The organism is Siminovitchia jepli (assembly GCF_047228825.1).
In the GTDB taxonomy this organism is placed as follows: Bacteria; Bacillota; Bacilli; order Bacillales; family Bacillaceae_C; genus Siminovitchia.
The window spans coordinates 1-15,110 of record NZ_JBFEGN010000005.1; the positions used below are offsets into that span (position 1 = coordinate 1).

Genomic DNA, 15,110 nt, shown 5'->3' on the forward strand with positions numbered 1-15,110 from the left:
TCTTTTCTTGTAATCATCCATAAATCCCCCTAAATCATGATAAACACAGTTAAATTATCCCATATTTATCAAAATTTAGGGGGTATGGTAATTGAAATTATCTCGAAGATTTTTTACTCCTCAAGGCTGACTCGAAAGTCCCAAATAAAAAATGAGCGGATCGTCCGCTCATTTTTTATTCTGTATATGATTCATAATGATATTGGCTGTTTCTTCAACGGCTTTACTTGTTACGTCAATGACATGGCAGCCAATTTTACTGGCAATTTGTTCAAAGTAGTTGATTTCCCTGCGGATTCTTTCTATGTTGGCATAGATCGCGTTATCATCCAACCCGAGTGTGATCAGCCTTTCCCTTCTGATTTCGTAAAGCTTTTCAGCACTGATTTTTAATCCGATACACTTGCTGGAATCAATCTTGAACAGTTCCTCGGGCGGATCGACTTCCGGGACAACAGGCACGTTCGCCACTTTGTATCTTTTATGCGCCAAATATTGGGACAAGGGTGTTTTGGAAGTACGTGAAACACCTATCAATACAATGTCGGCCTTAAGCAAACCCCTCGGATCCCGGCCGTCATCATATTTCACCGCAAATTCGATTGCTTCAATTCTTTTAAAATAGTCTGCGTCCAATTTTCGGACAAGCCCCGGTTCACACGAAGGCTTTTGGCCAAACACCGTTTCAAAAATATTCATGAGCGGGCCCAGCACATCGATTGCATGAATTCCCGACTGCTCCGCTTGATTTTGTAAGTACATTCTGATATCAGGCTTCACGAGTGTATAAATAATGATGCTTCGGCTCATTTTTGCCAGTGATATGACATCATCAATATTCTCCTTTACTTCCACGTACGGAAACCGTTTAATAACGGCATTGGAGCCCTCGAATTGCGTGATTGCCGCCTTCGTAACGAGCTCCGCCGTCTCGCCTACGGAATCCGATACGACATAAATGATTGGTTCCGTCATCCTGATCACCTTCTTCCATCATGTAAACTATTCCCCCTGGTCGGCAAGCGCAACAAATGCTTTCGTAATGTTTGTTTTGGTCAGCCTCCCGATTACTTCAAACCCTGAATTCGTTTCTTTTACTACGGGAACCGCATCTATTTGAACATCGATCAATTTTTTGGCCACGTCAATGAGCAAGTCTTCTTTTTTGCACATCGTGATATTTGGCATCCTGGTCATGATAATGTTCACGGGCAATGTAGATAATTCCTGCTTTCCAAGACTCGCCCTCAACAGGTCTTTCCGTGAAAGGACTCCGGCTAAATGATGGTTATCATCTGTAACAAACAATGTACCGACATCTTCCAAGAAAATTGTAACGATGGCATCATAAACTGAAACGTTTTCATGGATGACGACAGGCATGGACTGGTAGTCCTTGACAACAAGTTTTTTCATTTTATCCGTCAGGAGCTGGGTCCCTGTTTTTCCCGTATAAAAATAACCAACACGCGGCCGCGCGTCCAAATAGCCGGCCATTGTCAAAATAGCCAGATCAGGCCTCAATGTTGCCCGCGTCAAATTCAGCTTTTCCGCTATATGTTCTCCTGTAATCGGACCGTTTTCCTTGACGATTTCCAATATGCGTTCCTGTCTTTTGCTCAGTTCGATTTTGCTCACCACCCATGGACATGGAATATGACATACTTATTATCATTTAGTATATACTATATCGCATTCAATGAGAATCACTTCAATAAAGGGAAAAGGGGTTTTATGTCCCCTTTTCCAATTATTTCACAATAATTTCATTCATTTGGGCAAATGAGCCAATCAAATCAGCAAGTTTTTTCATTTGCGCTAGCCGATTGTTTCTGATGGCGATATCATCTGCCATGACCATTGTATGATCAAAATAATTGGTGATGGCAGGCTTCAATTGTTTCAATGCCGAAAAACGGGATTTTGCACCATGCCGGGCACGGAAAGTGTCACTTAGTCTTATATATTCTTTATAAAGATTCTGTTCTTCACTGCTCTTGAATAAAGCAGGGTCAATCTTATCCTCTTTCCCGGCCTTTTGAGCGATATTCAATACGCGGGCCAAAGATTCAATTGTTTCTTTAAAGTCGGGGTCATCCTTCCTTTCCTCCAACGTTTGGGCCCTTTCCATTATATCCGGCACTCCGTCCATCGCTCCCCCGAGTACAGCATCGATGATGTCATGACGGATATCATGTTCCTGCAGCATGAATTTCATGCGCAATCGGAAAAACTGCAATACATTTTCAAGCAGCCCTTTGCTCTCTCCGATCGAGTCCTCTTTCGTAATGGCAATTGTTTTTTCCAGCAGGTCTGTTAAGGAAATATTCCAGTTTTTATCAATCAAAATATGGATAATCCCGGAAGCGCTTCTGCGTAATGCGTACGGGTCTTGCGAACCTGTCGGTATTAAACCGATGGCAAATGATGAAACGATCGTATCCAGCTTATCGGCGATACCAACGACAGCCCCGATTGTCAACGCGGGGACACTGTCACGGGCATGTCTTGGTTGATAATGTTCCCGGATCGCCCGCGCGACATCAGCAGGCTCCCCTTTTTGCAGGGCGTATTTTTCCCCCATGATGCCCTGAAGCTCCGGGAATTCATCCACCATATTCATGACGAGATCAAACTTGCATATCGCCGCCGCCCGGTCTGCCAATCCCTGTTCGTCTTTTGGCAGGTGCAGTGCCAGGCAAATTTCCTTCGTCATTTTCCGGATTCGTTTTACCTTCCCGGCCAAGGTGCCGATTTTTTCATGATAAATAATCGTCTCCAGTTTTTTAAGAGCATCGTCAATCTCCATTTTTTTATCTTCTTCAAAGAAAAATTCGGCATCGGCGAGTCTTGCGCGCAGTACTTTTTCATTCCCCTTCGTTACTGTATCGATATGATGGGAATTACCATTCCGAACGGACACGAAGTACGGGAGCAGCCGTCCGGACCGGTCCCGGACCGGAAAATACCGCTGATGCGATTTCATGGAGGTAATAAGGACCTCTTCCGGAAGGCTTAAAAACTTCTCCTCGAAACTGCCGAAAAAGACCGTCGGATATTCCACAAGATTGGTCACTTCCTCAAGAAGATCTTCTTCGATTGGAATCACCCAGTTTCGTTCCTCTTCCAACTTTTTCATTTGTTCGAGGATCAATTGCTTTCTTTTTTCAACGTCCGCGATCACATACTGGTCCAATAAGCGCCCTTCATACTCGGCAGGCGCGACAATGGCAGTCTTGTCTCCGAGAAAACGGTGGCCCCTCGTCACCACGTCCGTTTGGACTCCTGCTATGGAAAAAGGAACGGCTTCATTTCCGAACATGGCCACAAGCCAGCGGATTGGCCTGACATATTTAAGGGAATGGCCGGCCCAGCGCATATTATTTGGAAAATGGAGGCCCGCAGCAATATGTTCGAGTTCGGGAAGCAAATTGCTTGTTTGCTCCCCTTTGACAAACCGCTTTACATGGGCATATTCCGTTCCTTTTATTTCTTTAAAATAAATGTCGTCCGTCGTCATCCCGTTCGAGCGGCTGAAGCCAATGGCAGCCTTTGACCAGTTGCCATTTTCATCCAGCGCTATTTTTTTGGCAGGTCCTTTTATCTCTTCTTCACTGTCTTCCTGCCTTTCGGCTGCATCATGGATGATCACTGCCAGCCTTCGCGGCGTGGAGAAAGCTCTCGCTTCGCCGTGCTTTATCTTTTTTTCATCAAGCCAGCCGATCACTTTTTGTTCCAGCTGGTCGATCGCTTCACGGATAAACCTTGCGGGCATCTCTTCCATTCCGATTTCAAGCAATATGTCTCTTTTATTCATGCCCACATTCCTCCTTCTCGGTTTGTAAAATCGGGAAGCCGAGCTTTTCTCTTTCTTCGTAAAAGGTTTTTGCAACACGGCGTGCCATGTTTCTCATTCTTGCGATATACGCGGTTCTTTCCGTTACAGAAATGGCCCCTTTCGCATCAAGCAGGTTAAAGACATGGGAGCATTTTAAAATGTAATCGTATGCCGGGTGAACAAGACCGCCTTCCATTTGCCGCTTCGCTTCTTTCTCATACATCGTAAAAAGCGTAAACAGCATATCCTGATCTGATGTTTCAAAGGCGTATTTGGAATGTTCGTACTCGGGCTGATAGAAGATATCGCCAATTGTAAATCCATCCGTCCACTCCAGCTCAAACACGTTGTCTTTTTCCTGAATATAGGCGGCAAGCCGTTCAATGCCATAGGTCAATTCGACGGAAACCGGCTTGCATTCCAAGCCCCCTACTTGCTGAAAATACGTGAACTGGGTAATTTCCATGCCATCAAGCCACACTTCCCAGCCAAGCCCTGCGCAGCCAAGCGACGGATTTTCCCAGTTATCTTCCACAAACCGGATGTCATGCTCCAGCGGATCAATCCCCAGCTTTTGCAGAGAGTCCAAGTACATGTCCTGAATGTTTTCTGGAGATGGCTTCATGATGACTTGAAACTGATGATGCTGGTACAGCCTGTTCGGGTTTTCCCCGTAGCGGCCATCCGCGGGACGTCTTGATGGTTCCACATATGCCACGTTCCAAGGCTCCGGGCCGATGGCGCGCAAAAATGTATACGGGCTCATCGTTCCTGCACCTTTTTCAACATCATAAGCCTGCATTAAAATGCAGCCGTAATCTGACCAGTGCTTTTGGAGTGTCAAAATCATTTCTTGTATATTCACACATATCACCCTTTCTCATGATAAAAACGCCCGTCCCCATGCTTACAGTCATAAGCATAGGGACGGGCGTTCGCCCGCGGTTCCACCCTATTTGCCGAAAAATCGGCCACTTTCTTTCACGCCTGCTCGGGACTGCCTTCTTCAACGTTCCATCCCCCGGCTTTCACCGTCCCGGGTTCGCTATCATGGAATTGGATTGAATACTACTTTCCTTCTTTGCAGTTTATGTTTTACTAACCACTAAAATAAACGAAAACAAGTTCGTTGTCAACTGTCCATTACAGTTTCCCCCGCAATGAATCAAGCTGGTCCAGAAATCTTTTCGATTTTAAATAAAGGCCGGAATATTCCTCATAATACAGGTCAATGGCCATTTTGAGTTCTTTTTTTGTTTCGGGTTTCACTGAAATCGATCCGAGCCGGTTTAAATCCAAATAATAAAACAACCTGAGAAGCCTGATCGACTGCCGGGAGAGCGGCAGACAGTGAGGATCATGATCCATGCAGCGATGGCAAATCAATCCGTTTTCCCTTATGGAAAACGAGAATGTGCCTTCCGTGCTCCCGCAAATGGCACATTTTCCCATTTCCGGATACAAGCCGAGAACAGGCAGCATCTTCATTTCAAATATAAACGTAAGAATATCGGGATCCAGGCCCTCATCAATATATTGCAGCGTTTGAAGAAGCAATTCAAACAAATAGGGGTTCGGTTGTCTATCCTGTGTGCCCTTATCAACCATTTCCACTATATAGGCGGTGTAGGCCGTTTTAAATATGTCTTCTTTTATACCCTTGAAGGCGGCAATGATTTCTCCCTGCTGCAAGGTGCCCAATCCCTGGCCGGCCTGGAGCAAAAAATGGCCGTATGTAAAGAGCTGGGAAATGGCCGAAAGGCGGCTGTTTGGCTTTTTTGCGCCTCGGGCCACCCCGGAAATTTTCCCCGCTTCCCTGCTGAAAATGGCGACAACTTTATGAGATTCTCCATAATCTGTGGATCTGACCACAATTCCTTCTATTTTTTGCAGCATGCTCATAACCCCTTTAGAGGTATCATACTGCATTGGGCGTTTGAAGAAAAGCAGAAGGTGACGAAATCAAGTCTTTTGTAAATGGTTCATCAAGATACAGGATAATCCACCTCGTCTGGTTCTTCCATCGGCAGAGCATTCATATGTTCCTCTTTCTCAAGTTCCTTTAGAAGCAGGTATGTGTCAATATTTCCTGTCTTCTTAAAAACTTTCCAAGTAAACTCATACATTTGAATCCCGCCTTTCTTGAGTGGTTTCATGAATATGTTTGTCCAGGCAGACCAGGAAGATTCCACGTAAATTTTGTTAAATGACAAACGACCTTTTACGGGATCATTTAGTAATTGTCGTCTGTAAATCCAAAATCTTTCAGGTGTGAAGCTTTATTTCTCCAGTCTTTTTGGACCTTGACCCAAAGTTCTAAAAATACTTTTGAACCAAGCAGGTTTTCAATCTCGATTCGTGCACGTTGTCCAATCTCTTTCAGCATCTTTCCTTGTTTTCCAATGATGATTCCTTTTTGCGAACTGCGTTCCACGATAATCGTGGCCATAATGTGAATGATGTTTTTATTTTCTTGTACTTTCATTTGATCAATGACAACTGCAATGGAATGGGGAACTTCTTCCCGGGTCAGATGCAGCGCTTTTTCCCGAATCAGTTCGGATACAATAAACCTTTCCGGGTGATCTGTCACCTGGTCGGCAGGATAATATTGCGGTCCCTCCGGCAAATATTCGTTTATAAGCTCAAGCAGTTTCCCGACATTGTTTCCTTCCAGTGCCGAAATCGGAATAATCTCTTGAAATGATAGCATATCTTTATATTCTTCGATTGTGGCAAAAAGCTCATCAGGATGTATTTTATCGATTTTATTGATGACGAGAAAAACAGGTGTCCGAACACTTTTTAATTGTTCGATGATAAACTCGTCCCCTCGGCCAAGTTTCTCTTCTGCGTTGATCATGAACAAAATAAGATCCACTTCATTAAACGTATTCATGGCCATCTTGATCATAAAGTCGCCAAGCTTATGCTTTGGCTTATGAATACCAGGCGTATCAATAAAGATCACCTGAGCTTGATCGGTCGTCAGTACACCCTGTACTTTGTTTCTTGTCGTTTGTGGTTTATCGCTCATGATGGCGATTTTTTGGCCAATCACCCGGTTTAAAAATGTTGACTTCCCGACATTCGGCCTCCCAATAATAGAGACAAAACCAGATTTAAACGTTGAATTCCTTTCAATCATGCTGCTCATTCAAATCCTCCCGGGAAAACGCAAACGGAAGCAAGTCCATCACCGTGCATTCCTGAATGTTCCCTTTGCTGTTTGACATGATGATTTTCATATTTTTTGGGCAATGTTCCGCAATGACTTGCCGGCATGCACCGCACGGGGATACCGGGCGGTCTGCATCGGCTGTTACAGCGAGAGCGGCAAACTCACTCACCCCTTCTGAAAGCGCTTTAAATATTGCAACCCTTTCCGCACAGACCGTCACGCTGTAAGCCGCGTTTTCAATATTGCAGCCAAGATACACAGTGCCGTCTTTTGCCAACAGTGCCGCACCCACCAAAAATTTGGAATAAGGTGCATACGCATTTCCCCTGGATCTTTTCGCCTCTTGAATCAATTGCTCAATATCCATCCAAATCTCCTTTGCGTCCTTATCATTATTTTACTACATTTTTCATAAAAAAAGTGATATTTTCCCGGAAAATTTTTTAGATCATTTCATCATTTTTCCCAAAGGAAAAGTGTGCCATTATTTTATCGCATTACAAACGATGTTTCAAATGAGGCCCTGAATGAATCAATAAAACTTAGCCGGCATCTCGTATGTATGCGCTCCCCTTCCTATAATGCATAAAATTTTCCCTAACGTAAGAAAAGCGCAAGCGCCTTGCCCATCGACGTACAGACTGGAGTGCCTCCGACGAGATAAAGGAAACACGGCGACGAAGGCAGGCTCAAGCAGCGACGTCCTCGAAAAAGCTTCGCTTTTCCTTCGTACGATGACGATGCTGCCTAAGCTTTCCTTGTCCTGTCGCTTCGCCTGCACTAGCACATCCTGTGCGTCGGAGCTAGACAACTAAGGGCTTTGTTCAAAATGTTAAACCCTAAAAAAACTTATACTTTCTTTAAAAGCAAAAAAGAAATACCCAAAAGGTATTCTTTCGTCAACCAAATATTTTGGGCAAGAAAATAACGAGCCCGATGATCACTGTCATGATCGTATACATAAAAACCGCACCGGCGGCTAGGTCTTTGGCCTGTTTGGCGAGCTGGCTGTATTCCTCTGAAATCAAATCCACAATCCTTTCAAGCGCTGAATTGATCAGTTCCAGAACAAATATGCCGAAAATACAGATCAATATAAACAGCCATTCCACTTTATCAAGCTGGAATACGAAGCTGCAGACGGTGACCAAGATGGCTGCTGCAATATGAAATCGGAAATTCTTCTCATTTGAATAGGCATGTGCAATGCCCTGGAAAGCGTATTTGAACGAATAGGCGAGCCGGCGCCACGAAAATACGTTCCTATCTTTCCAGGCCATGGCTCTTCAGTATTTCCTCTTGTTTTTGAAACATTTGCTTTTCCGCTTCAGCAGTCTCATGATCGTATCCGAGCAGATGCAAAAATCCATGTACCGCCAAAAATCCCAGCTCTCTTTCGAGCGAATGGCCATATTGTTGTGCCTGCTCTCGGGCCTTGTCAAACGATATGACAATATCCCCGAGTATCCTTGGGATTTCGGGATCGTGTGTAATGTCCACCTCTCCTTCACCCGACTCCTCCATTGGAAACGACAGAACATCCGTCGGGGCGTTTTTGCCCCGGTATGAATGGTTCAGCTCCTGTATCGCTGCGTTGGAAACAAAGGTGACAGACACCTCACCATCGCTGCCTTCACCCATTTCCAATGATGCCGCTCGTTCCAGCAGGCGTTTTATGAGCTCTAATTGCCTTGTCTTTATTTCATTCGTTTCGTCCAAAAAATCAATTTCCAGTCCCATCTAACATCACCTTCTCCTCTTTATTGCCAGGATACTCGATACGCGAATGGAAAATACCGCTTAATGTTTCGCAAAATGTGGCTTTTATTGTCTCAAGCTGTTTTAACGAAATGTTGCACTCATTTAGTTGCCCGTCAAGCAGCCGATCTTGCACAATTTGATGGACAAGTTTTTTTATTTCATCCTGTGTGGGATTTCTCAGGGACCGTACTGCGGCTTCCACACTGTCGGCAATACTGATCACAGCTGCCTCCATCGACCTTGGTTTCGGGCCGGGATAACGGTAGTCTGATTCTGCTACATGTTCATTCATCTTTTTTTCCTTGTGATAGAAAAATGTTAACAAGCTCGTTCCATGATGCTGCTCCGCTATTTCGACTATTTCCTTCGGCAATTTATGTTTTTTCAATTCTGCCACTCCATCCGGCACATGAGCAATGATAATGTCTTTGCTTCTTGACGGGGGCAGCCTGTCATGGGGGTTTTCCATATTTATTTGGTTTTCGATAAAGAAATGCGGCCGTTTTGTTTTACCCACATCATGATAATATGCTCCCACTCTGGCAAGCAGTCCGTTCGCACCGATTGCTTCACACGCGGCTTCGGCCAAATTGGCGACCATGACGCTGTGATGGTACGTTCCCGGGGCTTCCGTAAGAACCTTTTTCAATAACGGGTGGTTGGGGTTTGACAGTTCAATCAATTTAATCGTTGATAAAATGCCGAACGCCGCTTCCAAAAACGGCAAGACACCAATGGCCAAAACGGCAGAAAGAATTCCGGAAACGACTCCGTATATCACGTGGAAAAGGTATTCCATTTTGGCAAACTGTCCGCCCCCGACAAATTGGAGAAAAGAAATGATTAAAATGTTGATGATCGAAACGAGTACTCCCGCCCGCAAAATATTGAATCTTTCCCCTTTATTCGGCAAAAATATGATAGCCGCCACACCGCTGAGCAAAAAATAAATGGCAATTTCCATATTTATCGTTCCCGATATTTCATCCCGAAATACGAGACTCCCGCAAGCCGCTAAAATAGCCGTCATTATTAATGCAAACCGTTCATTCACCAAAACCCTGATCAAAAATGGCGCCATGGCCGCCGGAAAAATATAGCCGATCTCGAAGCGGTCCACCGCTTCCATCAAACTGACAATTTTCATGATCAGGATGGAGGCAACAAAAATAATGCTGATGATAAGCAATAAATTTTGTTTTTGATCTTCAGCCAATTTCAATTTCGTAAAGGGAACGTAAATTGCCCCGACAGCAAGGAAGACAAAAATCGAAAGTCCAATAAAAGGCAGAACGGAAGGCGTATTTTTTAAAAGGCCAAGCAGTTCCAGGTGGCGGTATATCTCCCGGTCGATCAAATGGCCTTCTTGCACGATAATTTGGCCCTGTAATATCTTATAAGGCTCCACCTCTTCCATTGCTTGCCGTTTTCTTTCTTCTGTAAGCTGCGGGTCATACAATTCGTTCGGAACAATCGAATACTTCCCAAGTTCCACTGCAGCCAGTTCAAGTTCTTTCGGCAGCCCCGAAGAGGAGAGGCGACCGGCCAGTTCTCTTTTTGCACCCGTTACCTGCTCATCCCGGATTTTGTCACTCATAATCGCTTCTATGTGGCTGATTAACAAATTCCTTGCCCTTTCCAGTTCGTCTTCATTTGCATGGAGGAGCCGAAGGAGTGATTGATCCGATATGGTCTCGGTCACATTCTCCGTTACATCGGCAGAAAGCTTCTCTTTCAGCAAGCCGAGTTTATCCGGAACTTTCTTTTCCTGTTTTTGATTCTCTTTTTCCGCGTCTTTTGTTTCCTGATTCACTTCTTTTACAAAATCGAAAATGGAATTTAACAGCAATATTCGGTTTTGGGCGATCTCTGTTTTATGAACGTAGACCCTGCCGACTTCATCTGCCGCTTTTTGCCGTTCTTCTTCGGTTTTCACTTCATCCTCTATCGTCTTTGGTGAGCGAATGGTCTTTTCAGCTACGGAAAACAGCTCCATATCATATGTTTCGGGTTTGACATTCGTATAAAGCAAGGCGAACATCAGGATGCCCAAGACGATAAAAATTAGTGTCGTAAAAAGCTTGTAGCTAAGGACTGTCCGTACTTTACCAATTAATTTTTGAAAATCCATATTATCCCCCATAAAACGTTCGGTTATATTCCAAATGATATCAGTTTTATGGCGCAAAAACACGAAATTTTTTTGACAAATGAAAAACCCCGGACTTTTTAACGTCCAGGGGTTGTCTCATTTTGGGCGTAAGCAGTAATAATGCGTCCCACAAGCGGATGTCTGACAACATCACTGTGGTCAAGATGGATAAAAGTGATGCCTTCCACACCTTGCAATATGACTTCGGCTGCAATCAATCCGGATTTGGCTCCCTGGGGGAGATCCACTTGTGTAGAGTCGCCCGTAATCACCATTTTTGAACCAAAGCCGAGCCTGGTCAAAAACATTTTCATTTGCGCATGGGTCGTGTTTTGGGCTTCATCCAGAATAACAAAAGCATCATCAAGCGTCCTGCCGCGCATATATGCGAGCGGAGCCACTTCGATCGTATCCCTTTCTACCAAACGCTGTGTATGTTCAGCCCCCAGCACGTCGTGAAGGGCATCGTAGAGCGGGCGTAAATACGGATCCACTTTTTCCTTTAAATCACCGGGCAAAAAACCGAGGCTTTCTCCTGCCTCCACGGCCGGACGGGTTAAAATGATTTTGTTGACTTTTCCGCTCTTTAACGCATTGACCGCCATGACTACCGCCAAATACGTTTTTCCCGTCCCGGCGGGACCGATGCCAAAAACGAGATCATGTTTTCTGATTGCTTCTATGTATTGGCGTTGTCCAAGGGTCTTTGCCCGAATCAATTTGTTTTTGGCATTCCGCCCGATTTCTTCATGAAACAGTTCTGAAAAATAGTCAATTTTACCCTGCCGGGACATTTTTGCGGCATACGCGGCGTCGCGCGGTCCAATATGAATGCCGCTTCTCGTTACAGCCAAAAGCTGCCTGATCGTCTCTTCGGCATGGGTTACCGCTTCTTCATCGCCGGAAATATTGATCGTTTCTCCGCGCGTGACAATTTTTACTTGAAATTCATCTTCCAATATTTTTAAATTGTTGTCCCCGCTGCCAAAGAGGACGAAAACTTCATCATCGTTCTCAAGCTGAATCTGTTTCTTAAACAAATCCTCTGTCATATACTAATCTCCTTGGGTGATCGGTTTTTCTTTAGCAATGTTTTCTATCACTTGAAAATATACTGTTAGCTTAACTTTACCATTCTCCACTTTCTCATGCAAAACAATTTCCTTGTCGATTTTGGCGTCGTCGGGAATGTTTTTTAGCAAGTCATTTTTCGCCAATAATATTCCTGCCTGAACCGCTTCTTTCTTCGTCAGCTCCCGCTCGAAGCCTTCCTTTTCCCGGACTGTTTTTTCCACATAAGAAATCGGCAGCTGCCATCCCAAAAATCGGACCGGATAATTATTTTTTTCTATTTTCCTGTTTTGGAATGCGATGTTCCCAAAGCCCCAAACAGGAAACTCCACCGAACCGATTTTGATTTCGTGTATGATCTTTTCATTGCCTGTAAACACCTCAAAATGGGTTGTGAGCGGATATTCCACCTCGGACTGATACCATGTTTTGCCCCACACTTCCCCTTTGGCCGGAACAAGCTGTTCCTCGTCTTCTTTGCCGATCATGCCGGATACAAGCATTTGCCCTTTTTTTACAAACTGATTGACCTTAACAAGCGGCTTGCCTTTTTCAATAAACATTTCGGCGATCACTGCTTTTTTGTTGGCAACAAGGTGCTGGGGACCCGGAGGTTTGGACTTTTTCGGCTCATTTTTTTCAACAACCTGAAAGTGGAAGGTTGTCCCTTTTAACTCCACGCCAATCCAGGTAATATTGTTCACGCGGTCCGTTAATTCCCGCTGAAGCTTTTCCAGGTCCTGATTGAAAAAATGAAAAGTGCCGACTTTAATGCCGAGTTTGTCCAGCTCTTTGCGAATATGGTGCTCCGTTTCCGGATTTGCTCCGTTGATTTGTATTCCCCATGTCATGTTGGACAATACGGTAATGAGGGCAAGAAACAGAAATACACCGATGAAAAAGCCGCTGTTTTTTAACAGCCGCTTCCAAAGAAACGGCAGTCCCTCTCCGCGAATAAAGGAAACATTGCAGTCAAAATCACGGGCGATATGCCTGAAATGATGTACATCATGCAGTGAAATATAAAAAAATACGGTTCCTGTTTTCAGTTTCCGGACAGACCATAATGACACTCTTTTCCGCGCACAAATATTGATAAGGCGCTCCACGCCTTTTCCTTCAATTTTTACGAGCACCCTCCCCATTATAAACGTAACCCACCGGTTCTTCATCCGTGCCCCTCCTTACTGTTTCAGGTACAAAACTTCTTCAATACGCCCTTCCAGCAAAATTTCTTCCGGAAGGATCGTTTTTATGACAAATGATTTTCCTTTTATTAAAAGCTGGCCTTGTTTGAGCAGAAGACGGAGTTCACGATCGGAAAAAGCGAGAAGACCTTTGTGGTTTTCTATATATATGTGAATTTGTCCGATAATCGTTACACGCGGGAGATCCATCAGTACATCAGGCGGAAGTTCCATTTTATTTGTCATCCATTTACGGAATCGGTCTGTCATTTTATTGGGCATAAAAAAGAACCTCCCTTCATCTCATATGTATGAAATGAAGGGAGGTTTCATCACTTGTTTCAACATTTAACCAGAAAATTGCCCGCGTCTTTGGCAACATTTTCGTCCGTGCCCTGCTAGCGGATCCGCCGTTTCAGCGCCCTTGGGGGACCGAGCACTTCGTGCATTATGATCCCCCGGACAACATCATTTCGCTGTCCGAATAACAATCCTTGGTGAGCTGGATTTGTTTCTGTCTTGGGAACGGAGGTGTTTTCGGCAACCTTCCTTTGAACAGCCCGGATTTTTTGCTCATAGGCTTCCGCTTGTTTTTTCAGCTCTTCCAATTCCCTTTCGGCCCGAACCTTTTCCTCCTCAATGGCAGGGTTTGATTCGACCTGTGTCAATAATATTTCAGCCGCTTCCCGAAGATTGCGGGGCATTTCGATTTGCTCCATTTTTTTCCTTGGCGATTTTCTTTGTTCCTGCGCGGCATATGGACGGGCAGGCTTCTGTACCGCAGGACGGGCCGGTTTGTTCTCGTTCGCTTTTTGCGGGGCTTTCTTTTTACTGTTCAGCAAAAAACTGATAATGGCTATTGCGATGATTGGCAAAAATTGTTCCAAAGGAGCATCCTCCTTTCAAAGAGCTGCCCAGCTTATTTCTGTTTGTCATCATTTGCCGGTTTCGTCATTTTGCCGATGGAATCACGCATATCCGTATCTGCATCAATATTGCGGAGAGACATGTAATCCATGACACCCAAATTCCCCGATTTCAGGGCTTCTGCCATGGCAAGCGGTACTTCTGCTTCCGCTTCGACCACTTTTGCCCTCATTTCCTCGACTCTTGCCTTCATCTCCTGCTCGCTTGCAACAGCCATTGCCCTTCTTTCTTCGGCTTTTGCCTGGGCAATTTTCTTGTCGGCTTCCGCCTGGTCCGTCTGGAGCTGGGCTCCAATGTTTTTCCCGATATCAACATCGGCAATATCGATCGAAAGAATTTCAAAAGCGGTTCCTGCATCAAGTCCTTTAGAGAGTACCGTTCGTGAGATCATATCGGGATTTTCCAGGACCTTTTTATGATTGTCGCTGGAACCGATTGTAGAAACAACCCCTTCCCCGACACGGGCAATAACGGTTTCTTCACCGGCCCCCCCGACAAGGCGGTCAATATTGGCACGCACTGTAATTCTGGCTTTCGCTTTCACTTCAATCCCATCCATTGCCACACCGGCAATAAACGGTGTTTCAATTACCTTTGGATTTACACTCATTTGAACTGCTTCCAAAACATCGCGTCCGGCAAGGTCGATGGCAGCAGCGCGTTCAAAAGTAAGTTCAATATTGGCACGCTGTGCAGCAATCAGAGCATTGACAACCCTGTCTACATTACCGCCAGCCAAATAGTGGCTTTCCAACTGGTTTGTAGCAACAGGGAGCCCGGCTTTATGGGCTTTAATGAGCGGATTGACGACACGTCCGGGAATAACCCTTCTCAGCCTCATTCCAATCAGTGTAAAAATTCCGATTTTGACTCCGGCCGCAAGGGCGGAAATCCAGAGTCCCACCGGTACAAATGTAAATAGTACGGCAAGTGCAATAATGCCTAAAACAATCATAACCAATAAAAAAATGGTGTCAGGGCCTAACATCAAAA

16 protein-coding genes are annotated in these 15,110 nt (G+C 44.8%); all 16 read right to left on the minus strand.

Annotated elements, in window-relative coordinates; genetic code table 11:
• Positions 1-168 precede the first annotated feature (168 nt).
• Positions 169-975: a pyruvate, water dikinase regulatory protein gene (locus AB1L08_RS04065; RefSeq protein ID WP_413063404.1), complete on the minus strand. Its 807-nt coding sequence runs from the start codon at positions 973-975 to the stop codon at positions 169-171.
• 27 nt (positions 976-1,002) lie between these two features.
• Positions 1,003-1,641: a transcriptional regulator CcpN gene (ccpN, locus tag AB1L08_RS04070; RefSeq protein ID WP_413063405.1), complete on the minus strand. Its 639-nt coding sequence runs from the start codon at positions 1,639-1,641 to the stop codon at positions 1,003-1,005.
• Between the two features lie 109 nt (positions 1,642-1,750).
• Positions 1,751-3,817 (minus strand): glycine--tRNA ligase subunit beta, encoded by a 2,067-nt coding sequence (glyS, locus tag AB1L08_RS04075; protein ID WP_413063406.1) that lies wholly within the window; start codon positions 3,815-3,817, stop codon positions 1,751-1,753.
• Positions 3,810-4,703: a glycine--tRNA ligase subunit alpha gene (gene glyQ / locus AB1L08_RS04080; RefSeq protein ID WP_413063407.1), complete on the minus strand. Its 894-nt coding sequence runs from the start codon at positions 4,701-4,703 to the stop codon at positions 3,810-3,812. Before glyQ ends, glyS begins: the two co-directional genes overlap by 8 nt.
• Before the next feature lie 278 nt (positions 4,704-4,981).
• On the minus strand, positions 4,982-5,734 hold the full coding sequence (gene recO, locus AB1L08_RS04085; protein ID WP_413063408.1) for a DNA repair protein RecO: 753 nt from the start codon (positions 5,732-5,734) through the stop codon (positions 4,982-4,984).
• An 89-nt stretch (positions 5,735-5,823) separates the two neighbouring features.
• Positions 5,824-5,964 carry a YqzL family protein gene (locus AB1L08_RS04090; protein ID WP_413063409.1) on the minus strand — a complete coding sequence of 47 codons (141 nt, stop codon included), beginning with the start codon at positions 5,962-5,964 and terminating at the stop codon, positions 5,824-5,826.
• A gap of 107 nt (positions 5,965-6,071) precedes the next feature.
• A complete protein-coding gene (gene era, locus AB1L08_RS04095; RefSeq protein WP_413063499.1) occupies positions 6,072-6,986 on the minus strand; it encodes a GTPase Era in 915 nt (304 codons plus the stop codon).
• Entirely contained in the window at positions 6,979-7,386 is a 408-nt protein-coding gene (gene cdd, locus AB1L08_RS04100; protein ID WP_413063410.1) for a cytidine deaminase, read from the minus strand. The genes era and cdd overlap by 8 nt, the downstream gene beginning before the upstream one ends.
• Positions 7,387-7,918: 532 nt before the next feature.
• Positions 7,919-8,299, minus strand: coding sequence for a diacylglycerol kinase family protein (locus AB1L08_RS04105; RefSeq protein WP_413063411.1), 381 nt, complete (start codon positions 8,297-8,299; stop codon positions 7,919-7,921).
• A complete protein-coding gene (ybeY, locus tag AB1L08_RS04110) occupies positions 8,283-8,759 on the minus strand; it encodes an rRNA maturation RNase YbeY (RefSeq protein ID WP_413063412.1) in 477 nt (158 codons plus the stop codon). Before ybeY ends, AB1L08_RS04105 begins: the two co-directional genes overlap by 17 nt.
• Complete coding sequence (locus tag AB1L08_RS04115) at positions 8,743-10,911, minus strand: HD family phosphohydrolase (RefSeq protein ID WP_413063413.1); 2,169 nt, start codon at positions 10,909-10,911, stop codon at positions 8,743-8,745. Before AB1L08_RS04115 ends, ybeY begins: the two co-directional genes overlap by 17 nt.
• Positions 10,912-11,009: 98 nt before the next feature.
• Positions 11,010-11,984 carry a PhoH family protein gene (locus AB1L08_RS04120; protein ID WP_413063414.1) on the minus strand — a complete coding sequence of 325 codons (975 nt, stop codon included), beginning with the start codon at positions 11,982-11,984 and terminating at the stop codon, positions 11,010-11,012.
• Positions 11,985-11,987: 3 nt separating this feature from the next.
• Positions 11,988-13,175, minus strand: a complete 1,188-nt coding sequence (yqfD, locus tag AB1L08_RS04125; protein WP_413063415.1) for a sporulation protein YqfD — start codon at positions 13,173-13,175, stop codon at positions 11,988-11,990.
• Between the two features lie 12 nt (positions 13,176-13,187).
• A complete protein-coding gene (gene yqfC, locus AB1L08_RS04130) occupies positions 13,188-13,472 on the minus strand; it encodes a sporulation protein YqfC (protein ID WP_413063416.1) in 285 nt (94 codons plus the stop codon).
• 116 nt (positions 13,473-13,588) lie between these two features.
• Entirely contained in the window at positions 13,589-14,077 is a 489-nt protein-coding gene (locus AB1L08_RS04135) for a hypothetical protein (protein ID WP_413063417.1), read from the minus strand.
• 32 nt (positions 14,078-14,109) lie between these two features.
• Positions 14,110-15,105 (minus strand): flotillin-like protein FloA, encoded by a 996-nt coding sequence (gene floA / locus AB1L08_RS04140; protein ID WP_413063500.1) that lies wholly within the window; start codon positions 15,103-15,105, stop codon positions 14,110-14,112.
• Positions 15,106-15,110: the final 5 nt, after the last annotated feature.

Bases quoted from the DNA above. Each gene is read 5' to 3' on its own strand.
- AB1L08_RS04065 (WP_413063404.1), bottom strand. From the start codon at position 975: ATGACGGAACCAATCATTTATGTCGTATCGGATTCCGTAGGCGAGACG.
- glyS (WP_413063406.1), bottom strand. From the start codon at position 3,817: ATGAATAAAAGAGACATATTGCTTGAAATCGGAATGGAAGAGATGCCC.
- recO (WP_413063408.1), bottom strand. From the start codon at position 5,734: ATGCTGCAAAAAATAGAAGGAATTGTGGTCAGATCCACAGATTATGGA.
- AB1L08_RS04090 (WP_413063409.1), bottom strand. From the start codon at position 5,964: ATGTATGAGTTTACTTGGAAAGTTTTTAAGAAGACAGGAAATATTGAC.
- era (WP_413063499.1), bottom strand. From the start codon at position 6,986: ATGATTGAAAGGAATTCAACGTTTAAATCTGGTTTTGTCTCTATTATT.
- cdd (WP_413063410.1), bottom strand. From the start codon at position 7,386: ATGGATATTGAGCAATTGATTCAAGAGGCGAAAAGATCCAGGGGAAAT.
- AB1L08_RS04105 (WP_413063411.1), bottom strand. From the start codon at position 8,299: ATGGCCTGGAAAGATAGGAACGTATTTTCGTGGCGCCGGCTCGCCTAT.
- ybeY (WP_413063412.1), bottom strand. From the start codon at position 8,759: ATGGGACTGGAAATTGATTTTTTGGACGAAACGAATGAAATAAAGACA.
- AB1L08_RS04115 (WP_413063413.1), bottom strand. From the start codon at position 10,911: ATGGATTTTCAAAAATTAATTGGTAAAGTACGGACAGTCCTTAGCTAC.
- AB1L08_RS04120 (WP_413063414.1), bottom strand. From the start codon at position 11,984: ATGACAGAGGATTTGTTTAAGAAACAGATTCAGCTTGAGAACGATGAT.
- yqfD (WP_413063415.1), bottom strand. From the start codon at position 13,175: ATGAAGAACCGGTGGGTTACGTTTATAATGGGGAGGGTGCTCGTAAAA.
- yqfC (WP_413063416.1), bottom strand. From the start codon at position 13,472: ATGCCCAATAAAATGACAGACCGATTCCGTAAATGGATGACAAATAAA.
- floA (WP_413063500.1), bottom strand. From the start codon at position 15,105: ATGTTAGGCCCTGACACCATTTTTTTATTGGTTATGATTGTTTTAGGC.